At 36.7% G+C, this 17985-nt stretch carries 20 protein-coding genes; 7 read left to right on the plus strand and 13 right to left on the minus strand.

The annotated features are described in order from the left end of the window. Positions 1 to 68: 68 nt before the first annotated feature. The 6 genes from recQ to U8519_RS02310 all read right to left on the minus strand — a co-directional run bounded on the left by recQ (position 69) and on the right by U8519_RS02310 (position 5797). Positions 69 to 1877 carry a DNA helicase RecQ gene (gene recQ / locus U8519_RS02285; RefSeq protein ID WP_334328707.1) on the minus strand — a complete coding sequence of 603 codons (1809 nt, stop codon included), beginning with the start codon at positions 1875 to 1877 and terminating at the stop codon, positions 69 to 71. 73 nt (positions 1878 to 1950) lie between these two features. Further along, on the minus strand, positions 1951 to 2601 hold the full coding sequence (locus tag U8519_RS02290; RefSeq protein WP_334328708.1) for a TetR/AcrR family transcriptional regulator: 651 nt from the start codon (positions 2599 to 2601) through the stop codon (positions 1951 to 1953). Positions 2602 to 2605: 4 nt separating this feature from the next. Further along, positions 2606 to 3703, minus strand: coding sequence for an ABC transporter permease (locus tag U8519_RS02295; RefSeq protein WP_334328709.1), 1098 nt, complete (start codon positions 3701 to 3703; stop codon positions 2606 to 2608). After that, positions 3681 to 4427 carry an ABC transporter ATP-binding protein gene (locus U8519_RS02300; protein ID WP_334328710.1) on the minus strand — a complete coding sequence of 249 codons (747 nt, stop codon included), beginning with the start codon at positions 4425 to 4427 and terminating at the stop codon, positions 3681 to 3683. The genes U8519_RS02295 and U8519_RS02300 overlap by 23 nt, the downstream gene beginning before the upstream one ends. Positions 4428 to 4526: 99 nt before the next feature. After that, on the minus strand, positions 4527 to 5309 hold the full coding sequence (locus tag U8519_RS02305; protein WP_334328711.1) for a Cof-type HAD-IIB family hydrolase: 783 nt from the start codon (positions 5307 to 5309) through the stop codon (positions 4527 to 4529). Further along, entirely contained in the window at positions 5306 to 5797 is a 492-nt protein-coding gene (locus U8519_RS02310; protein WP_334328712.1) for a methylated-DNA--[protein]-cysteine S-methyltransferase, read from the minus strand. The genes U8519_RS02305 and U8519_RS02310 overlap by 4 nt, the downstream gene beginning before the upstream one ends. Before the next feature lie 90 nt (positions 5798 to 5887). Here U8519_RS02310 and U8519_RS02315 point away from each other — a divergent pair, with 90 nt between their 5' ends. The 7 genes from U8519_RS02315 (at position 5888) to U8519_RS02345 (ending at position 10568) form a co-directional block, all read left to right on the plus strand. After that, positions 5888 to 6448 (plus strand): bifunctional transcriptional activator/DNA repair enzyme AdaA, encoded by a 561-nt coding sequence (locus U8519_RS02315; protein WP_334328713.1) that lies wholly within the window; start codon positions 5888 to 5890, stop codon positions 6446 to 6448. 79 nt (positions 6449 to 6527) lie between these two features. After that, complete coding sequence (locus tag U8519_RS02320; protein WP_334328714.1) at positions 6528 to 7571, plus strand: MupG family TIM beta-alpha barrel fold protein; 1044 nt, start codon at positions 6528 to 6530, stop codon at positions 7569 to 7571. A gap of 17 nt (positions 7572 to 7588) precedes the next feature. After that, on the plus strand, positions 7589 to 8065 hold the full coding sequence (locus tag U8519_RS02325) for a PTS sugar transporter subunit IIA (protein WP_334328715.1): 477 nt from the start codon (positions 7589 to 7591) through the stop codon (positions 8063 to 8065). Between the two features lie 99 nt (positions 8066 to 8164). Next, on the plus strand, positions 8165 to 8995 hold the full coding sequence (locus tag U8519_RS02330) for a phage integrase N-terminal SAM-like domain-containing protein (RefSeq protein ID WP_334328716.1): 831 nt from the start codon (positions 8165 to 8167) through the stop codon (positions 8993 to 8995). 8 nt (positions 8996 to 9003) lie between these two features. Beyond that, entirely contained in the window at positions 9004 to 9588 is a 585-nt protein-coding gene (locus U8519_RS02335; RefSeq protein ID WP_334328717.1) for a TIGR00730 family Rossman fold protein, read from the plus strand. Between the two features lie 115 nt (positions 9589 to 9703). Beyond that, complete coding sequence (locus tag U8519_RS02340) at positions 9704 to 10138, plus strand: MarR family winged helix-turn-helix transcriptional regulator (RefSeq protein WP_334328718.1); 435 nt, start codon at positions 9704 to 9706, stop codon at positions 10136 to 10138. Between the two features lies 1 nt (position 10139). Continuing rightward, positions 10140 to 10568 (plus strand): GNAT family N-acetyltransferase, encoded by a 429-nt coding sequence (locus U8519_RS02345; protein WP_334328719.1) that lies wholly within the window; start codon positions 10140 to 10142, stop codon positions 10566 to 10568. 299 nt (positions 10569 to 10867) lie between these two features. Here the strand turns inward: U8519_RS02345 and rbsK are convergent, their stop codons facing one another. From rbsK to rbsU, 7 genes are all read right to left on the minus strand, one after another. Beyond that, entirely contained in the window at positions 10868 to 11782 is a 915-nt protein-coding gene (rbsK, locus tag U8519_RS02350) for a ribokinase (RefSeq protein WP_442892109.1), read from the minus strand. A 40-nt stretch (positions 11783 to 11822) separates the two neighbouring features. Further along, positions 11823 to 12782 (minus strand): D-ribose ABC transporter substrate-binding protein, encoded by a 960-nt coding sequence (locus tag U8519_RS02355; protein ID WP_334328720.1) that lies wholly within the window; start codon positions 12780 to 12782, stop codon positions 11823 to 11825. A 23-nt stretch (positions 12783 to 12805) separates the two neighbouring features. Further along, positions 12806 to 13792, minus strand: coding sequence for an ABC transporter permease subunit (locus U8519_RS02360; RefSeq protein ID WP_334328721.1), 987 nt, complete (start codon positions 13790 to 13792; stop codon positions 12806 to 12808). Further along, entirely contained in the window at positions 13776 to 15275 is a 1500-nt protein-coding gene (locus U8519_RS02365) for a sugar ABC transporter ATP-binding protein (protein ID WP_334328722.1), read from the minus strand. Before U8519_RS02365 ends, U8519_RS02360 begins: the two co-directional genes overlap by 17 nt. A gap of 18 nt (positions 15276 to 15293) precedes the next feature. Beyond that, entirely contained in the window at positions 15294 to 15686 is a 393-nt protein-coding gene (gene rbsD / locus U8519_RS02370) for a D-ribose pyranase (RefSeq protein WP_334328723.1), read from the minus strand. A 3-nt stretch (positions 15687 to 15689) separates the two neighbouring features. Then, entirely contained in the window at positions 15690 to 16712 is a 1023-nt protein-coding gene (locus U8519_RS02375; protein ID WP_334328724.1) for a LacI family DNA-binding transcriptional regulator, read from the minus strand. A gap of 209 nt (positions 16713 to 16921) precedes the next feature. Then, positions 16922 to 17821, minus strand: coding sequence for a ribose/proton symporter RbsU (gene rbsU / locus U8519_RS02380; protein WP_334328725.1), 900 nt, complete (start codon positions 17819 to 17821; stop codon positions 16922 to 16924). Between the last annotated feature and the right edge of the window lie 164 nt (positions 17822 to 17985).

The following is a 17985-nucleotide window of genomic DNA, read 5'->3' on the forward strand; positions in this document are numbered from 1 at the left end:
AGAATGATCAAACTATTTTCAGGTACAAAAAAAATCAGGTTTAAGACCTGATCTTTTCTAAATTTACTTTAAGTATTTTGAATTTCATTTGTTTCATTTTTGTATGTTTTGATCAATTCGATGAAACGTTCACCATAACGTTCTAATTTAGCATTACCAACACCGTTGACCGCCAAAAATTCATTGGCGTTTTCAGGCATTTTTTGTGACATGTCTCTTAGAGACTTATCGGAGAAAATAACGAATGGTGGTAAATCTTGTGCATGTGCAATATCTAAGCGTAATTTCCTTAGACGTTCGAATAGTTTTGCATCATAAGTGCCATCATTAGCGATTTCCTTAACCTGATCAACACGAATAGTAACTGTTTTACGTGCAACCGTTGCTTGTCCTTTAAGTACTTGTGCACCCTTTTTGGTCAATCGTAATAAAGGATATTGTCCGCTAGTAGTCATCAGATAACCATTAGCTGTCAAATACTCAATAAACTCATTGATAGATTTTAAAGTCCAATCGTGCAGCAATCCAAATGTCGAAATCTTACCAAAGTTACGCCAATCATTAGCAACATCGGCCTTCCCCGCTAACACTCTGCCGACTGTCTTCTTACCGTACTTCTGATCCATTCTCACCACACAGCTCAGAACTTTTTGAGAATCATCAGTTACATCGGTTGCTTCACGATTATCCAAGCAGTTGGAGCAATGACCACAATTCTCTTCTGTTATTTCACCGAAATACCGTAAGATATATCGCATCAAACAAACTTCTGTCATTGCATATTGGTTCATTTCACGAAGTTTTTCGGATAAACTTCGCTTATAATCGTCATCAGCTTCTGATTGTTCAATAAAGAATCGATGCAATCTTAAATCAGCTGGCGTATATAACAAAATGGCCTCTGCAGGCAATCCATCACGCCCTGCCCTACCTACTTCTTGATAGTAGCTTTCAATTGTACCAGGTATCGTAAAATGGATCACATACCGTACGTTAGTCTTGTTGATACCCATACCAAACGCATTCGTAGCGACAATTACATTAACCTCGTCGAATAAGAAATCCTCTTGTTGCTGATGACGTTCCTCATCGTCTAAACCTGCGTGGTAGCGTCCAGCCTTAATTCCATGATCATTCAAATACTCATAGATCGTATCGACATCTTTACGTCGACCAGCATAAATAATTCCCGATTCATTTTTGTGTGATTTAACATAATTGAGTACATAAGGCAATTTGCTGACGCCTCGTTCGATCTTCAAAGCGATATTGTCTCTAGCAAATCCAGTTTTAACTATGTTATTGCTAGGTATATCTAATATTTTGACCAAATCCTCCTGAACACGACTAGTTGCCGTTGCTGTCAAAGCCAACCAAGCCGGTTGACTGGGAAGATTATTAAGTGGATCAATGATATTCAAGTAACTGGGTCTAAAATCGTGGCCCCATGAAGACAATACATGAGCTTCGTCGATCGCTACTAAGTCAATTGGTAACTGACTCAGCCAACTGTAAAACTCAGGATTCTCAATTCGCTCTGGAGCAGCATATAACAGTTTTACTGCACCAGATTCAATGTATCGCATTCGTTCTTCTTGATCACGATAATCCAAGGTACTATTAACAAAAGTAGCTGGTATGTTCATTTCATTCAAACTATCAACCTGATCCTTCATTAATGAAATCAGTGGAGAAACAACTAAGGTTAATCCTGAAAACATAATTGCTGGAAGTTGATAGCAAACTGACTTACCGCCACCTGTTGGCATAATTCCTAATGTTCGATCCCCATTCAATACGTGATCGATAATTTTACGTTGTCCTGGACGAAAATGGTCATATCCAAAGACATCTTTTAAGACTGACTGCGAATCCAATTTGAATGCTCCTCAATTTAAAAGTACATTTACTAGCATATCACGATATTGCGAACCCGCAAACTAAGAAATATTATTTGGAGATAGCACGAATAACCCCGGTTTCAATTTTAGTCAATTCCTTATCGATTTGTTCATCTGTCGTAGCAGGAATCAGCTTTTGTGTTTGAATAAAATAAAAGATCAATTGACTGGCAATCGTACGAAGTACATATAGTAGATCAACATCATCCCTCAATTCACCAGTGTCCTTCATAGCCGCCCAAACAACATCGACAAACTGTTCCTTCTTGTCATTAACGAATTCCATTGCCATCTCTCTAACATCGTCATTAACTAACAATTCAGAAATAATAATAAGAACAACACTCTTGTTATTAACCAAAAAATCAAATCTATCTCGAATAATGAAGTGAACCATTTGTTCCAAACTTGTACTATGATTTGAGACATTCGTAATAAACTTATTCCCATAAGATGGCAGTAAATTTGTGATTACCGGTTCAACGATCGACTTAAGCAAAATATTTTTTGTCTTAAAATACTTAAAAATAGTTGCCTGACTCATGCCCGATTCTTCAGCTATCTGTGCCGTTGCCGTACCATCATACCCTTGTTCTGAAAATAGTTTGATGGCAGCTTTTAACACATTGCGCTTACCCTTTGGCATTTTACTATTCTCGATCCAATCATTTAGATCTTTAAAAACTATATCTTCAGCCATATTATTAAACCTTTCTGTATTTCTTGAGACCGACTATATTCAATAGTGTTAATACTAATAAGAACAATAATAACACTAAAATAGGCGCAATTATTTGACTAATCGAGTAACCGTTCATTACTACACCAGTTAATGCATCCCCAGCGTACTTCATCGGTAATATATAGGAGATCACCTTGACCCCTTGAGCCATAGAATCCATTGGGATTATTCCTGAGAAAAATATTTGGGGGATAACAACTAAGGGAATGAATTGCATCATTTGAAACTCTGATTTAGCAAAGGTAGACATTAAGATACCAAACGCCAATGCTACTAGTGCCAATACGAAATTTACTAAAATGACATATAAAATATTACCGACGACTTCAACGTTTAACGCCCAAATCGTGAATAAGACAATGATCAAAGTTTGAAGAATTGCTAAGAATCCATAACTCAACATATAACCAAAGACAATTTCAGAACGCTTAACTGGCGTTGCTAATAATCGATAAAGCGTTCCAGAAGTTCTTTCTTTTAGTAACGCCATTCCTGAAATTAGGAAGACAAAGAAAAAGACGAAGAATCCCATTAAAATCGGTACTATTTTATCGAAGAAGTTAGTATCCTTATCTCCATATAAGTATTTATTGTGTATCTTAACTGAATTAGTCTTAGTAGTTTGACCCGCTAATTGTGGCATTTTTGATTGTAAGGTCATTAAGGTTTTCTTCAATTGTCCGACATTTTCGGCAACTATCGACGATTTTAAGGCTGCCTTAGTGGCATTAGTCTTACTAGCATCAGTATTAGCATAAGTAACATAGTACTCACTGTTTTTATAGTGAACCACTGCATCGACTTTTCCATCTTTTAATGCTTCATTCGCATTAGATAAAGAATATTGGTGAGTGTCTATATGTGTGACCTTGTCTAGGTCAGTCACCAATGCTGAATTGACATTTACCGTCGCTATATCTACTGACGTTGTTGAATTAACTGAGAAGACTAATTTCATCAGAAATAATATAAACATCGGTGCAATGAACATCAAAGCGAGTGTTCGCTTATCACGCAATAATTCCTTGGTTACACGTTTAGTAATTGACATGGTTCGCATTGTTGATCGCCTCAGCTTTCAAAAAGACTTCTTCAATTGAATTAACTTGATAGTATTGCTTCAAAGAGTATGGATCACTATATGCAATAATACTTCCACCCAACAAGAGCGCAACATCATCAACTAATTCCGCCTCGTCCATGACGTGAGTAGTAACTAGGATCGTCTTACCTTGATTGCGCAAGTTCTTTAATTCTATCCAAATACTCCTTCGTAGCGCTGGGTCAACCCCAACGGTTGGTTCATCTAGAATCAAAATATCATTATTACCTAGCATCGCAATCGCCAAAGACAAGCGTCGCTTCATACCACCGGAATAACCACTGACTCGTTTATCCAAGTCTGGAATCAGATCAACGACTTTAGCGACATGAGCTATCTGCATATCTGAATTTCGTTTATTTAATCCTTTCATGTCAGAATAGAACTGCAAGTTTTCACGCCCACTTAATGACTCATACAGTGCATCGGACTGAGCCATGTAGCCGATCTTTCCTAACAATTCACGGTTAGGCATCTGTTTACCAAATACAGTTGTACTCCCTGAATCTGCCAATTCCATTCCTAAAATAATCTTTATGACTGTTGACTTACCGGCACCCGAAGGACCGATCAAGCCTACGATTTGTCCAGGATATATCTGCATATTGACGTGGTTCAAAACTGTCTGTTTACCGAATCTTTTAACAATATTATTCAAAGTAATCACACTCATATTATTCATGAGCATCCCTCCAATATGGTGAGTGAGTATTTACTAACCTTATGAGAAGAGTTTACGACATTCCTTTATAAAAGTAAATAAAAAAACTAGAATCGAAATTTATATCAACTCTAGTTTTTTACAAGCATTCCAAATACCATCGTCATAGACATTAGAGGTAACATAATCAGCAACTTTTTGAACGTCTGGATTCCCATCACCCATGGCAACAGAAAAGCCTACTTTTTCAAACATCGGAAGATCATTGACCTCATCCCCAAAGGCAATGGTTCTAAGTGCATCAATATCCATACTAGACAGTATCTTCTGAATACCAATCGCCTTACTAGAATGGTTCATTGTCACATCATAGACATTCGGTGCTACTTTTAACATTTTTATATCGGGTACTGGTATTGTCTCCGGAATATCCCGCTCGTTCATCACGATCAACTGGATTATGTTATCAGGTATAGTTCCGTCTGGAATTTTCTCAAACCCCATCGATCCGTCACCTTTGAACTTAGAACTTTCATAAATATACAGTTTCTCAACTGTTTCAAAGCAAAACTCAATATCATGCTCTAAGAAATAATCAACCACCGCATTTAAGTGTTCCTTGTCAAAAGTATCATGCGAGATCACTTGCCCTTCGAAGACAACGTAACGACCATTATTGGAAATGAAACTCTCAACATTCAGGTCAGACAAAATATCCTTGATCATCCCGTGATTTCTGCCAGTCGCAATTACCGGTTCAATCCCTGTGCGACGCAATTCTTTGATCGCCGATTTAGCTGAATCAGGTATTCGACTCAAAATGGTCGTATCCTCAGATGTCTTGTGACCAGCCAGTGTACCGTCGATATCAAAGAAAGCAATTCTATACTGATTTTTTATCATACAATTCCCTCCAAGTGTAACAGATCTTTCTTCATTACTAATCCGCCACGATATCCACCTAATGAACCATTTTTAGCTAACACACGATGACACGGTATTACTAGTGGAACAGGATTTCTACCGATAGCTGTTCCTACAGCTCGAACAGCCTTAGGACGATTTATTTTTTCCGCAATTTTAGTATAGTTCGATACTTGTCCGTATGGAATTTGAGCAACTGCATGCCAAACCGACTCTTGAAATGCAGTTCCTGAAATATCTATCTTCAGATCAAAATCAGTTCTATCTCCAGCTAAATATTCTTTTACTTCTCTAGCATAATTATTAGTCCGCTCATCGTCTTGAATAAATCTAGCCCGCGGATAAAATTTAGACATGTCGTCTAGTGTTTCATCCCTCAGTCCCACATACGCTAAGCCGCTTTTGGTCGCTGCCACAATGTATGTGTGATTTTCAAACCGAATTATTTGATAATAAAGTTCTTTCATAATTAACACCTACTTTTGTATATCTCAAGTATATGCTACAATTCACTTAAAAATCTTGCTTTTCAATTTTTAAACTGTCAGGAGGTCAACATGAAAAGTTATCCTTTAACAGCCAAAAGATGGCAACAGATCATCACTAGTGATGCTACTGGCGATGATCACTTTTATTACGGTGTCAAAACAACCAAAATTTTTTGTAAACCATCTTGTCACTCTAAAAATCCTTCCAAAGAAAACGTCTTGATCTTCAAGAATCCCACTGAGGCTATCGAAAATGGTTTTAGACCATGTAAAAGATGTCAGCCTACCGGTAACGTTCCTAATGAAGAATGGGTCCAAGAAATCAAACTTTATTTGAATAACAACTACCAAAGAAAATTAAGCCTAGAATTAATTGCTGAAGAATGCCATGGTAGTCCATTTCATCTACAACGAGTATTCAAAAAAGAATGCGGTCAAACTCCATTAAATTATCTTACCGATCTACGCTTGTTCCAAGCTAAGCAGTTATTATCGAATACTGACTTATCGGTTAAAGTAATTGCTGCTCGAGTAGGATTTTCTAGTGACACTTACTTCATAACCACATTCAAAAAACATTTTGCGAAGACACCTGAACAATTTCGTCTACAGGAATATAAAACCATTTAAAATAATTTGAACACCTAGTAAACACATCTAAATAATAATATTATATACTTGAGTTAAATATTTTCACAAGGAGGAGCACATGATAGGATTCTCTTTCCAATTACAACAAGAAGTTGATGACAGTACCATGAAGTACTTCAAAGATATGAAGGATTCAGGATTCTCAGAAGTCTTTACATCTGCTCATTTCTCCACAAAAGAATTTAATGAAAGACTAGATAACCTATTAAAACTAATACAATTAATTGACGATCTAAAACTACATCTGATAATTGACGTTGATCGATCTGATTTTGATTTTTTGAAGGAACAATCCGCAATCAAAAACAATAACAGTCTAATTACTTTTCGCTTAAACCACTCTTTTACCAACTCAACAGTTGCTCAACTCTTAAAGTCGTATTCAATAGCTTTGAACGCTAGTACTATTGGTAACAATGATATTAGAGAATTAAAAGACTTGAACGTCGATTTCAACAAACTAGATGTCTGGTACGATTCTTACCCGCATATTGATACAGGCTTAGATTTGACTTGGTTTGCCCAAAAAAATCGCTGGCTTAAAAAGCTGGGATTCCAGATTCATGCTTTCGTTCCTGGAGATAAGCCGCTCAATGGTCCACTCTTCGACGGAATGCCGACTCTAGAACGACATCGAAAGATACATCCCTTCATTGCCGCAATCGAGTTACAGAAACTAGATGTTGACAATATCGTTATCGGTGACAATTTCTTGAGTAAATCTCAACGGCAAGCATTTTATGATTATTTTGTCAGTGGATACATTCCACTACACATATCTGATACTAGAATCGGTACACCGGAATACTTATTTACTAATATCTTTCATAATCGTAAAGACCCAGCTCGTGATTTGATTCGCTTAGCTGAGAGTACGGCAATGAACCACGGAACCATTGAACCTACTAATAACACCAAGAGGATTTTTGGATCCGTTACGATCGATAACCGATTGTTTGGAACATATATGGGCGAGATTCAAATTGTCTGTACTCACCTGCCTGCAAGTCAAAGAGTAAATATCTTAGGCAAAATAATAGAGCAAGATTTAAAATTACTGTCCTACATTGATGGTGGATCAGCATTCAAATTGATTAAATAATAGAAAGGGGTATTTCTATGGGATTATTCTCTCGCACTAAAAGTGAACCTGTTGTAGCACCAGTCACGGGACAACTTATCCAATTAGACAAAGTATCCGATCCCGTTTTTGCTAAAAAAATGATGGGTGATGGTTTTGCTATTATTCCTCATGACGAAACGATCGTCTCACCAGTAAATGGCGTCGTCTCAACCGTCTTCCCCACTAAACACGCTGTCATGATCAAAAGTAAACACGGTCTAGAGATAATGTTGCACCTAGGCATCGATACGGTGGAATTAAATGGTGAACCATTTGAAATGAAAGTTCGTGAAGGTAACAAGATCACTGCTGGTCAGATGATTGCGACGATGAATTTGAAGTCCATAAAAGAGGCTGATAAAGATACCACGGTTATGGTGATCATAACTGATATTAATGAAGTCAAAAATTCGATTACTTATACAGGTCGTTCAGTTATAAATGGAGAATCAATTTTTGATTTAACTATCTAACTAAGTCATCCACAGAACATGAATGACTTTTTTTGTACCCTAAAACACGATTATATCAACATCTACGGTATAATTGTTATTATATAAAGGAGGTTTTATATGTCTAAAATCCCATATTTGACTGGCTTCAACGCATACTTAAAAACTCGCCATATCTCCGAGCGAGCTCACACTGAATATATGAACTCTCTGAATGACTTCTTCTCATATACGATTCAACATAATCAAGATTATAAAATTTCAGAAGATATTAAAGATGTTCACGAAATGGATGTCAGGTTGTTCAAGAATTTCATGTTAGAAAATCTGCATCTCAGTCCTAGTACCATTAACAAAGTTATCAGTAATTTAAATGTCTACTTCAAATATCTCTTTAGCCTTAAGAAGACACCAGAGATTCCTACATTAAACATCAATAGTGTCACTGTCCCTAAACAGAGTGACTTCCCCATTGATGTTTTTCAAAATCTACCTAAATATCTTAATTCTGATTTGAGTATTTATACACGTCTATTGATATTGATCATAGCCAAAGGCTTTAATTATAAAGAAGCTCTAGAACCAGAATTTTATCGAACTTTTAATCAATTGAAGTTCACGACTTTAGAGAAAAAATTTTTGGAATCTTATCAAGCCTTTGTCACACCTCTGCAATCACATTGGAATAATCAAAACTTATTTTTAAGCCGTAATAAGGGAGCTAATTCACCTTTGCTGACTGTTCCGGCATTGCACCGTGACTTAAAGAGAGATAGTGAAGCAACTGGCTTAGATCTATCACCAAAAAAACTCTATACAACTTTTATCCTAATGGCTCTTAGTACGAAAGATCTGTCTGACGATCAAGAACGTGCTCTAGATGCACTGGAAACTGCATCCCTTTTGTATTATCGTCGTTTAAAACGCGAATTAAACTTTATGAATAATTAACAGAAAGAGTGACTTATTTGAAAAATATTGCTGTCTACTGTGGTGCTGCCACTGGTAATGATAAAATCTATACTACTGCTGCTGAAGATCTAGCACACTGGATAACCGAAAACAACTACGGTCTCACCTATGGTGGCGGACGCTTTGGCTTGATGGGGGTTCTGGCAAAAACTGTTTTGGCTGATCACGGCTACGTCCACGGAATTATCACCGAGAGTCTGGCTTCTCGCGACTTATCACAAGAGAATCTATCTAAGTTAGACGTTGTCAATAGTATGGATGCTAGAAAACGCGCTATGCTTGATAATTCTATTGCTAGTATTGCTCTGCCTGGAGGTCCAGGAACGCTGGAAGAAATCTCTGAAGCATATTCATGGACTAGAATTGGTGATAATGACAATCCTTGTATATTTTACAACGTGAATCACTACTATGATTCACTAGAAGCATTCTTCGATACAATGACCCAAAATGAATTCTTAACTGAAACTGATCGTAAAAAGTTATTGTTCAGTGACTCATTAGATGAGATCACGCAATTCATTGATTCATATATTCCACCTAAGTTACGATCATTCAAAAATACCAAATAATTTTGTGCAACTCATATATCTATTTATTAGGTGTATGAGTTTTTTATGATAAATTAATGGACAAAAGCCAGCATTTAGAATATAATGGCTTTTGTCCACTAAAGGAGACTTAAAAATGTTGAACAAACAAGAAATTGAAATAATCCGACAATTCAATCGAAAATATACTAATACTTTAGGATTACTTAATAAACGTGTTTTTAATACTGAATTGAGTTTTCCTGAAGCACGTGTATTAATGTCTATTACTAATGGCTCTACACCAATGGAAATTGCTGACAAGCTCCATCTGGATGCCAGTTACACTAGCCGTATCATCAAAAAATTAACAAAATTGAATTTTATTAAAAAAGATGTTTCAGTTAAAGATGCACGATCAAAGAAATTGTCTTTAACTGATTCTGGAATAGATTTACTAGACAAAATTAATTCAGATTCCGATATCCAAATTAAGAATCTAATTGAGGATCTATCCTCCCCGCAGCAACAAGAATTATATCAAGCGTTTGAAACAATCAATAATATTCTATTTGAAATCGACGGTGAGTAGTATGTGGAATGTAAAAAAATTTAATGAGCTAAGCACGCAAGAATTGTACGATTTAATGTACTTAAGGGTTAAAACCTTTGTAGTCGAACAAGAACGTATCTATCAAGAAGTTGATGAAAATGATTTGAACTCAATTCATATTTTTAAATATCAAAATGATCACATCGTTGCTTATGCCAGAATCTTCCCAGAAGATGGACACATAACCTTCGGTCGTGTTGTTACAGCTAAAGAATCTCGTGGTACTGGACTTGGCTCTGAATTGGTCAAGAAGATTTTGGAAGTCATTAACGATGAATACCCTGATCAAGAGATAGTTATTGAGGCACAAACATATGTTGAAAAATTCTATAAGAAATTTGGCTTTCAAAGTCGTGGTCAAGAATTCTTATTCAATCACACTCCACATATAAAAATGTTTAAAAATTAATATAATAATTTAAATGCTATTTTTGAGATCTTTTTCTTTAACTATCGAACAAAAGGTACTATATTTACATTGTCAGATAGGGAAGACATATTCTTCCCCACCTGATGGATATTTCCTTAGATTATCATTTTAATTGATTGTGGTTTCCCACTAATGAATATTAAATATGATACCCCTCCCAATTTTTAAAATTAAATATACGATAAATTTTAAATACGATATAGATCAACTAAAAAATTCCATCAATTCCCTGATACGAAAACACGCCAGATTTTCATCTGACGTGTTTTTTTGTTCTATTATTTCGAGCTTTCAATCGCTTCTCTGGTAGGAATCGATGGGAACGCTCCAACTTTTTGAACTGTTAATGACGAAGCTTTACTTGCATAAACTACTGCTTCAAACAAATTAGAAAAATCGGTCTTCAATGTTGACGATAATGCTCCGATAAATGTGTCACCGGCGGCGGTAGTATCAACTGTATCGACTTTAAAAGCAGGTACGATCTTGTTCTTACCATTGAGCGAAACATAAGATCCGTGTTCACCAAGTGTAATTATGACATTCTTGATGCCAAATCTTTCATAGTATCTCACTGATTCTTCCATAGACTGTTCATCAGTGATCTTTATACCCGTAATCAGTTCACTTTCGGTCTCGTTAGGAACGATCAAATCAGTCGAAGACAATAAGTCAGCTGGAATCTCCTCATTAGCTGGAGCCGGATTAAGAATCGTCTTCTTGCCAGCTTGATGCGCTAATTTAAATGCGGACAAAGTAACATTTATGGGTGTTTCAAATTCTGTAATAACAAAGTCACTAGATTGAATCGAATCGGCTGCCTGTGCAACATCTGAATCAGTCAATTCAAAATTAGCACCAGCTTGAACGATAATGGAATTTTGCCCAGATTCTTGAAGGAGGATATAGGCTTGCCCAGTATTACTACCATTGGTTATTTTAATATTATCGGTATTTATTTTGTTATCGTTCAATTGCTTCAGCATGAATTCGCCATTACTATCATCGGCAACACATCCCACAAAATACGTCTCTGCACCTGACCTAGCTGCAGCAACAGCTTGATTGGCACCCTTGCCACCGGCGGCTTTTGAGAAAGATTGCATCCCTATGGTTTCACCTGGTAAAGGTAATTTTTTAATATGTAAAATACTATCTACATTGATACTTCCAACTACAGTTACTCTGTTCATAATAGATCTCCCTTACTAATAATTAAAAGGTAAATTACTATTATTTGTTCAAGCTTTCAGTAGTAACAAGTTTCAATGGTGATTCAATATTCTTCTTAACTGTCTTACCATTAAAATGATCATATGCGGCTTGAAGAGCTAATCTACCCATTTCTTCTGGTTGTTGGGCAACAGTTGCAGCCATCTTACCTGACTTAACTGCCTTGATACCATCATCTTCACCATCGAAACCAACGATAGTTACTTCTTTACCAGCAGCTTTAACTGCTTGAACAGCACCTAAGGCCATTTCATCATTTTGTGAGAAAATACCAACGATATCACTGTTACCTTGGAGAATGTTTTCGGTTGTACTCAAACCTTTAGCACGGTCGAAACCAGCTGTTTGTTTGGCAACAATATCTAGTTTACCTTTAGCAGCGTTATCAAAACCTTTACCACGTTCACGTGTAGCTGATGCGCCTGGGATACCTTGCAATTCAGCAATCTTAGCGTTGCTACCTAATTTGTCGATCATAAACTTAGCAGCCATTTGACCACCCTTTGTTGAATTAGAAGCAACTAGTGACAATACTTTACCGCCGTCAGCTGAACGATCAACAGTAATAACTGGAATACCAGCATCGTTAGCATCTTTAACAGCTGGTGTAATAGCACTTGAATCAACTGGGTTGATGATCAAAACATCAACTTTTTTAGTAATTAAATCTTCAATATCATTATTTTGTTTTGCTGTATCGTTTTGTGCATCTGAAATTTGTACCTTTGTACCTTTTTTATCAGCTAAGCCTTGAATACCTTTTTTAACTGATACGAAGAATGGATTTGATTGAGTTGATAGTGAAACACCAACTTTTAAATCTTTAGGACTCTTTTTTTCGACTTTAGAGCTACTAGAATCTCCTGAGTCGAGTCCTGACTTACCACATGCGGCAAGTGCAAAAATTGCGATAAATGTAACACTTATGAGTGCAATGATACGTTTCAAAGATTTATTCATTGTATTTAATCCCCTTAAGATTATTATTTGTCATTTGATTTGCGATCTAATAAGACAGCAATAATAATTACAATACCTTTAACAATTTGTTGATAGAAACTTGAAATTCCTAATAAATTCATACCGTTATTCAATGTTCCAATAATTAATGCACCGATCAAAGTACCGAAGATTCGTCCTTTACCACCGGCAAGACTAGTTCCACCTAAAACAACCGCAGCGATGGCATCCATTTCATACGAAGTACCAGCATCCGGTTGGGCCGAACTAAGACGTGATGTCAAAATGATCCCGGCAATGGCAGCCATCAATCCTGAAATAGTATAGATCCAAATAGTTACCATCTTAGTCTTAACACCAGCAATGAAAGCAGCGTTCTCATTACCACCAAGAGCATAAGTCTTACGTCCAAAAGTTGTCTTGTGTAGTAATAAATAAAGGATCAAGTAAACGACTGCCATAATAAAGATTGGGAATGGAATGCCCAGTAAATATCCTCTCCCCATGAATTGAAACATGAAACTGTTATTCATCTTAGCGCCAGTTATTGGATTACCATTGGTAAATACATAAGTGGCACCACGGAAAATTGTCATTGTTGCTAAAGTAGCGATGAATGGTGCTGCTTTACCATAAGCAATCAATAATCCGTTAACAAATCCGAGCAGTGATCCTAATGCAATACCTGCTAATAACGCAATAACAGGTGAAATACCTGCTGTTAACAAAGTTGCCGTCACTGCACCGGTCAAAGCTAAAATAGAACCAACTGATAAGTCGATACCACCAGTCAAAATTACAAACGTCATACCAAAAGCAATAACTGCATTAATGGAAACTTGGCGCAACAAGTTCAATAAGTTAGTTGGCTGAATGAAACCTGGACTAAGTACGGTTACCAAGATCACTAGAACGATCAGTGCTAATAACGGTCCCATTTTTCCAACGAATTTTTTTATATCAAAACTTTTTGGTTTATCAGCCTCAACTGATTTAGTTTGTTCTTGCATTATCTGCCCCTCCTGTCGCTAATGTCATAACCGATTCCTGTGTGGCACCTTTAGTATCCACAATTCCTGAAATCTTACCTTCATAAACGACTGCAATTCTATCGCTCATACCAAGAACCTCCGGTAAATCACTTGAGATCATGATAATGGCTACATTCCTATCAGTAAGTTCATTCATTAGATCATAGATTTCTCTCTTCGCTCCAACATCAACTCCTCTTGTAGGTTCGTCTAAGATCAAGACCCTAGAACCAGACCCGACCCATTTTGCCAAAACAACTTTCTGCTGATTACCACCACTCAAGCTGCCTGCGGTAACTTGCTCACTCATTGCCTTTACCGTCAGACGCTTCATCAGCATGTTGGCAAACTCATCAACTGCTTTATCATCAATCAATCCGTGTTTAACAAAACCATCGATCGATGGTAAAGCAATATTGTCTCTGAGTGAATCGGCTAGAATCAATCCCTCATCCTTTCTATTTTCAGTCAAGAATCCAATACGATGTTTGATGGCCGACTGTGGATCCTTGATTTTAACCTTCTCACCATCTAGATAAATCTCTCCAGAATTGTAATGATCAATGCCAAAGATCGCACGCATTATTTCCGTACGCCCGGCACCCATCAATCCCGAGAAGGCTAGAATCTCACCTTCATGAACATCAAAACTAACATTTTCAAAGACGCCTTTTTCCGTAAGGCCCTTAACTGACAATATTGTTTTTCCAAAATGAGGATCTCGATCCGGATAAAAGTCTCCAATCTCACGACCGACCATATCTCGAACGAGTTGTTTCATGTCAACGTCCTTGGTCATGTATTCATTGACTGAAATACCATCTCTCATAACCGTAACTTTATCGGCGATTTCGAAGATTTCTTCCATACGATGCGAAATATAAATGAATCCTACGCCTTGTTTCTTCAATTCATTTACAACACCAAAAAGTTGTTCAATCTCATTCTCTGTTAATGCTGCCGTCGGTTCATCCATGATGATGATCTTAGCATCTGTCATAATTGATTTGGCAATTTCAATCAACTGTTGACGACCCACGCTCAAGCTACCGATCGGCTTATCGACATCGATATCAGCACCTAGTTTGCTTAGATATTCTTTAGCTTGCTTTCGCATCTTGTCTTCATTGATAATGCCAAATTTATTTTTGATTTCTTTATTCAAGAACATATTATCAACGACTGACATTTCCAAAAAATTATTCATCTCTTGGTGAATGAAGCTAATACCGTGCTGTTCAGCATCCAAAGGTCCAGTGTAACTTGTTGGTTGACCGTCGACTAAGATATCGCCACCGTCATCACCATAAAGTCCCGTCAAGATGTTCATCAAAGTTGACTTACCAGCACCATTTTCACCCATTAATGCGTGAACTTCGCCAGATTCAACAGAAAAATCAACACCTTCAAGAACTTTGTTGGCACCGAACGCTTTAGAGATGTTCTTCATCTCAATCTTCATTTTTTCACCCCCTCAGGTTTAAAATGTGACACCACTCTCTAAAATAATATTGGAATAAGGTGTTACTTCACCGGTTCTAATAAAAGCCTTATTTGTAGCAAGTCTCTTTTTCATTTCATCATGTGGGATAAATTCAACCGGAACATCGATTGCTGCCTGAATGTTCTTTAGCTGTTCTGGATTTTGTGATTTGATTTCTTCAGCTAAATAAATTTTCTGAACTTCCAATTCTGTCAAAACATTTTTTAAAACGTCGATGAATTTAGGCAAACCTTTTTCAACTGCCAAATCAATTTTTTTAGTTCCCGCAGGAACTGGCATGCCGGCATCTCCAATTGATAAAGTATCGAAGTGACCCATATCAGCGATGACTGCCGATATTTGACTATTTAACACTGTTCCTTTTTTCATAAATTACATCTCCAATTTTTTTGTGGACTCACGTATTCTCAGCTTTACATCTAAAATCACAGATTTTCTTTGAACATTAGGATCGTTCATCTTATTGACTAACAGTTGGACTGATTGTTCACCGATGTCAGCAATCGGTTGCTCGATCGTTGTTAAACGTGGAACTAGGTAGTTGGTCAAATTAATATCATCAAATCCGACCACCGAATAATCATCTGGAATATTTTTGTGATGTGACGCTAATCCTCGATATATTCCAATCGCAACGTCATCATTTATTGCAATGATTGCTGTAGCGTCAGTTGTAATTATTTTACTCACTGCATCGACGCCACCACTAGGATCAAAGTTTGCTTGGAAGACTAGATCCAATGGCACTGGGACGTGATATTTTTTAAAAGCTGCTTTATATCCATCGAATCGATGCTTCAGATTAAGTGTTAAACCAAATGGCAAGACAATGGCAATACGAGAATGACCAAGCTCTAACAAATGACTTGCAATCATTTCTCCAGCTTTCAATTCATTGATCAGGACCATGTCATATTTACCATTCAAATCAGCTTGATCTGTCATTACCATCGGTAAATTGTTCGATAATGCCAACTTATCAACTATCTCTCGTGATGCACCTGGTGCAGCGAGTATCAATCCCTTTTGCGTTCCAGAAATAAATTGCTCTATAAAATAATCAATATTCTCATGAAATCCATTCACACTAAAAACTTGAGGAAAGATCCCTTTCGGTATTGCCGCATTCTCCACGCTCAACACTAAACTGGCAAAAAAGGGATTCATAATATTAGGAATAACAATTCCAATCGAATTACTCCGTTGTCCCACCAAACCGCGGGCATAAAAATTAGGATGATAGTTCAAAATTCGTTGTGCTTCTCGTACTTTACGAATCGTTTCGTCACTGAACCTGTCACCCTTACCATTCAAAATCTGTGAAACTGCTGTTACTGAGATACCTACATACTGTGCAACATCACGAATTGTTGTACTTTTACCAGTATCATTCAATTCAACCCTCCTATTTGAAGTAAAACGTTTTACCGTTCCTAACCGATTTTTATTATATATCCATCATGAAAGCGCTGTCAAGATATTTTTTATGAGTTGTTTAACCATAATTATGAGTTATATATAATTATAATTAGATAAATATAATTAATATACTGAAAAATGAGTAAAAAAATAACGTATCCTGAAAAGGATACGCTATTGATCTTTTATTTTATAAATGCTGTAACAATACCAGCAATAACAACTAGTGCTAAACCAGATAACACAGCAACCATTTCTTTTTTAGTCTTACTCTCGTGAAGGATGTAAATCCCACCTAATGTGGCAATAACAACGTTCATCTGTGAAAGTGTAAATCCAGTAGCTAAACCATTAACATCTGGTCGTGATGAAATCAAATATGTTAAGGCTGCAAGAGCAAATGAGAAACCACTGATAATGTTAGTATATGAACTCTTAGTAGCGAATGGTTTTGTTTGACGATTTGATTTTGTAAGTAGAGCGAATAATGTTGAGAAGACTGCCATACCTAATGCTTGTGGCAAGAATGCTTCAAAACCATTAACGGAAACTGCTTGAGGAAATGCTGAATATCCTAAGTAACCTACCGCTGCAACTAATACTAAAAGAACTCCTCGTGTAACATCACCATTAGCGACATCTGTATTTGTATTTGTCTTTTTCTCACTATATGTCGTTAGATAGACACCGAATATAATCATTGCAATGGATAAAAATCCAACTATCTTAGCCACATTAGAACTCCAGTTACCTAAAATAAATACTCCCCATAATGAAGTACTTACTAACTGGAATCCTGTAGAAATAGGCATAGTTCTTGAAACTCCCATGACAGAGAAGGCATAGAACACTAACACTTGTCCTAATGACCAACTAGCACCTGATAAGAACGTAAATAGAAATTCCTTACCACCAATCATAGGTGTCTGGTTAATCAAAGCTACTACAATCGCTGCAATCAATGTACCGTATGTAGTTCCAAGAATTTGATTAACTGGTCTACCGCCGAATTTGCCTGTCAAGATTGGCATAACTCCCCAACCTATCATAGGCATAAGACCAATTAATAAGTTAACTGCACTCATCTAAAAACTCCCTTTTGTAATATAAACACCAATATAAAAACTGCTAGATCAAAAAACAACCCAGCAGTTTTGATGATGTAAAATATTATACCTGTACACGGTAACGTTTTCAAGAAAACAGATTCATATTTCACAAAATAATTTTATATTTTCACAAATGAAAC

This window comes from Companilactobacillus sp. HBUAS59699 (assembly GCF_036913575.1).
Lineage (GTDB): Bacteria > Bacillota > Bacilli > Lactobacillales > Lactobacillaceae > Companilactobacillus.

Coding starts and splice junctions, on each gene's coding strand:
- U8519_RS02290 (WP_334328708.1), bottom strand. CDS start 2,601: ATGGCTGAAGATATAGTTTTTAAAGATCTAAATGATTGGATCGAGAAT.
- U8519_RS02295 (WP_334328709.1), bottom strand. CDS start 3,703: ATGCGAACCATGTCAATTACTAAACGTGTAACCAAGGAATTATTGCGT.
- U8519_RS02300 (WP_334328710.1), bottom strand. CDS start 4,427: ATGAATAATATGAGTGTGATTACTTTGAATAATATTGTTAAAAGATTC.
- U8519_RS02305 (WP_334328711.1), bottom strand. CDS start 5,309: ATGATAAAAAATCAGTATAGAATTGCTTTCTTTGATATCGACGGTACA.
- U8519_RS02310 (WP_334328712.1), bottom strand. CDS start 5,797: ATGAAAGAACTTTATTATCAAATAATTCGGTTTGAAAATCACACATAC.
- U8519_RS02315 (WP_334328713.1), top strand. CDS start 5,888: ATGAAAAGTTATCCTTTAACAGCCAAAAGATGGCAACAGATCATCACT.
- U8519_RS02320 (WP_334328714.1), top strand. CDS start 6,528: ATGATAGGATTCTCTTTCCAATTACAACAAGAAGTTGATGACAGTACC.
- U8519_RS02325 (WP_334328715.1), top strand. CDS start 7,589: ATGGGATTATTCTCTCGCACTAAAAGTGAACCTGTTGTAGCACCAGTC.
- U8519_RS02330 (WP_334328716.1), top strand. CDS start 8,165: ATGTCTAAAATCCCATATTTGACTGGCTTCAACGCATACTTAAAAACT.
- U8519_RS02340 (WP_334328718.1), top strand. CDS start 9,704: ATGTTGAACAAACAAGAAATTGAAATAATCCGACAATTCAATCGAAAA.
- U8519_RS02345 (WP_334328719.1), top strand. CDS start 10,140: ATGTGGAATGTAAAAAAATTTAATGAGCTAAGCACGCAAGAATTGTAC.
- rbsK (WP_442892109.1), bottom strand. CDS start 11,782: ATGAACAGAGTAACTGTAGTTGGAAGTATCAATGTAGATAGTATTTTA.
- U8519_RS02355 (WP_334328720.1), bottom strand. CDS start 12,782: ATGAATAAATCTTTGAAACGTATCATTGCACTCATAAGTGTTACATTT.
- U8519_RS02360 (WP_334328721.1), bottom strand. CDS start 13,792: ATGCAAGAACAAACTAAATCAGTTGAGGCTGATAAACCAAAAAGTTTT.
- U8519_RS02365 (WP_334328722.1), bottom strand. CDS start 15,275: ATGAAGATTGAGATGAAGAACATCTCTAAAGCGTTCGGTGCCAACAAA.
- rbsD (WP_334328723.1), bottom strand. CDS start 15,686: ATGAAAAAAGGAACAGTGTTAAATAGTCAAATATCGGCAGTCATCGCT.
- rbsU (WP_334328725.1), bottom strand. CDS start 17,821: ATGAGTGCAGTTAACTTATTAATTGGTCTTATGCCTATGATAGGTTGG.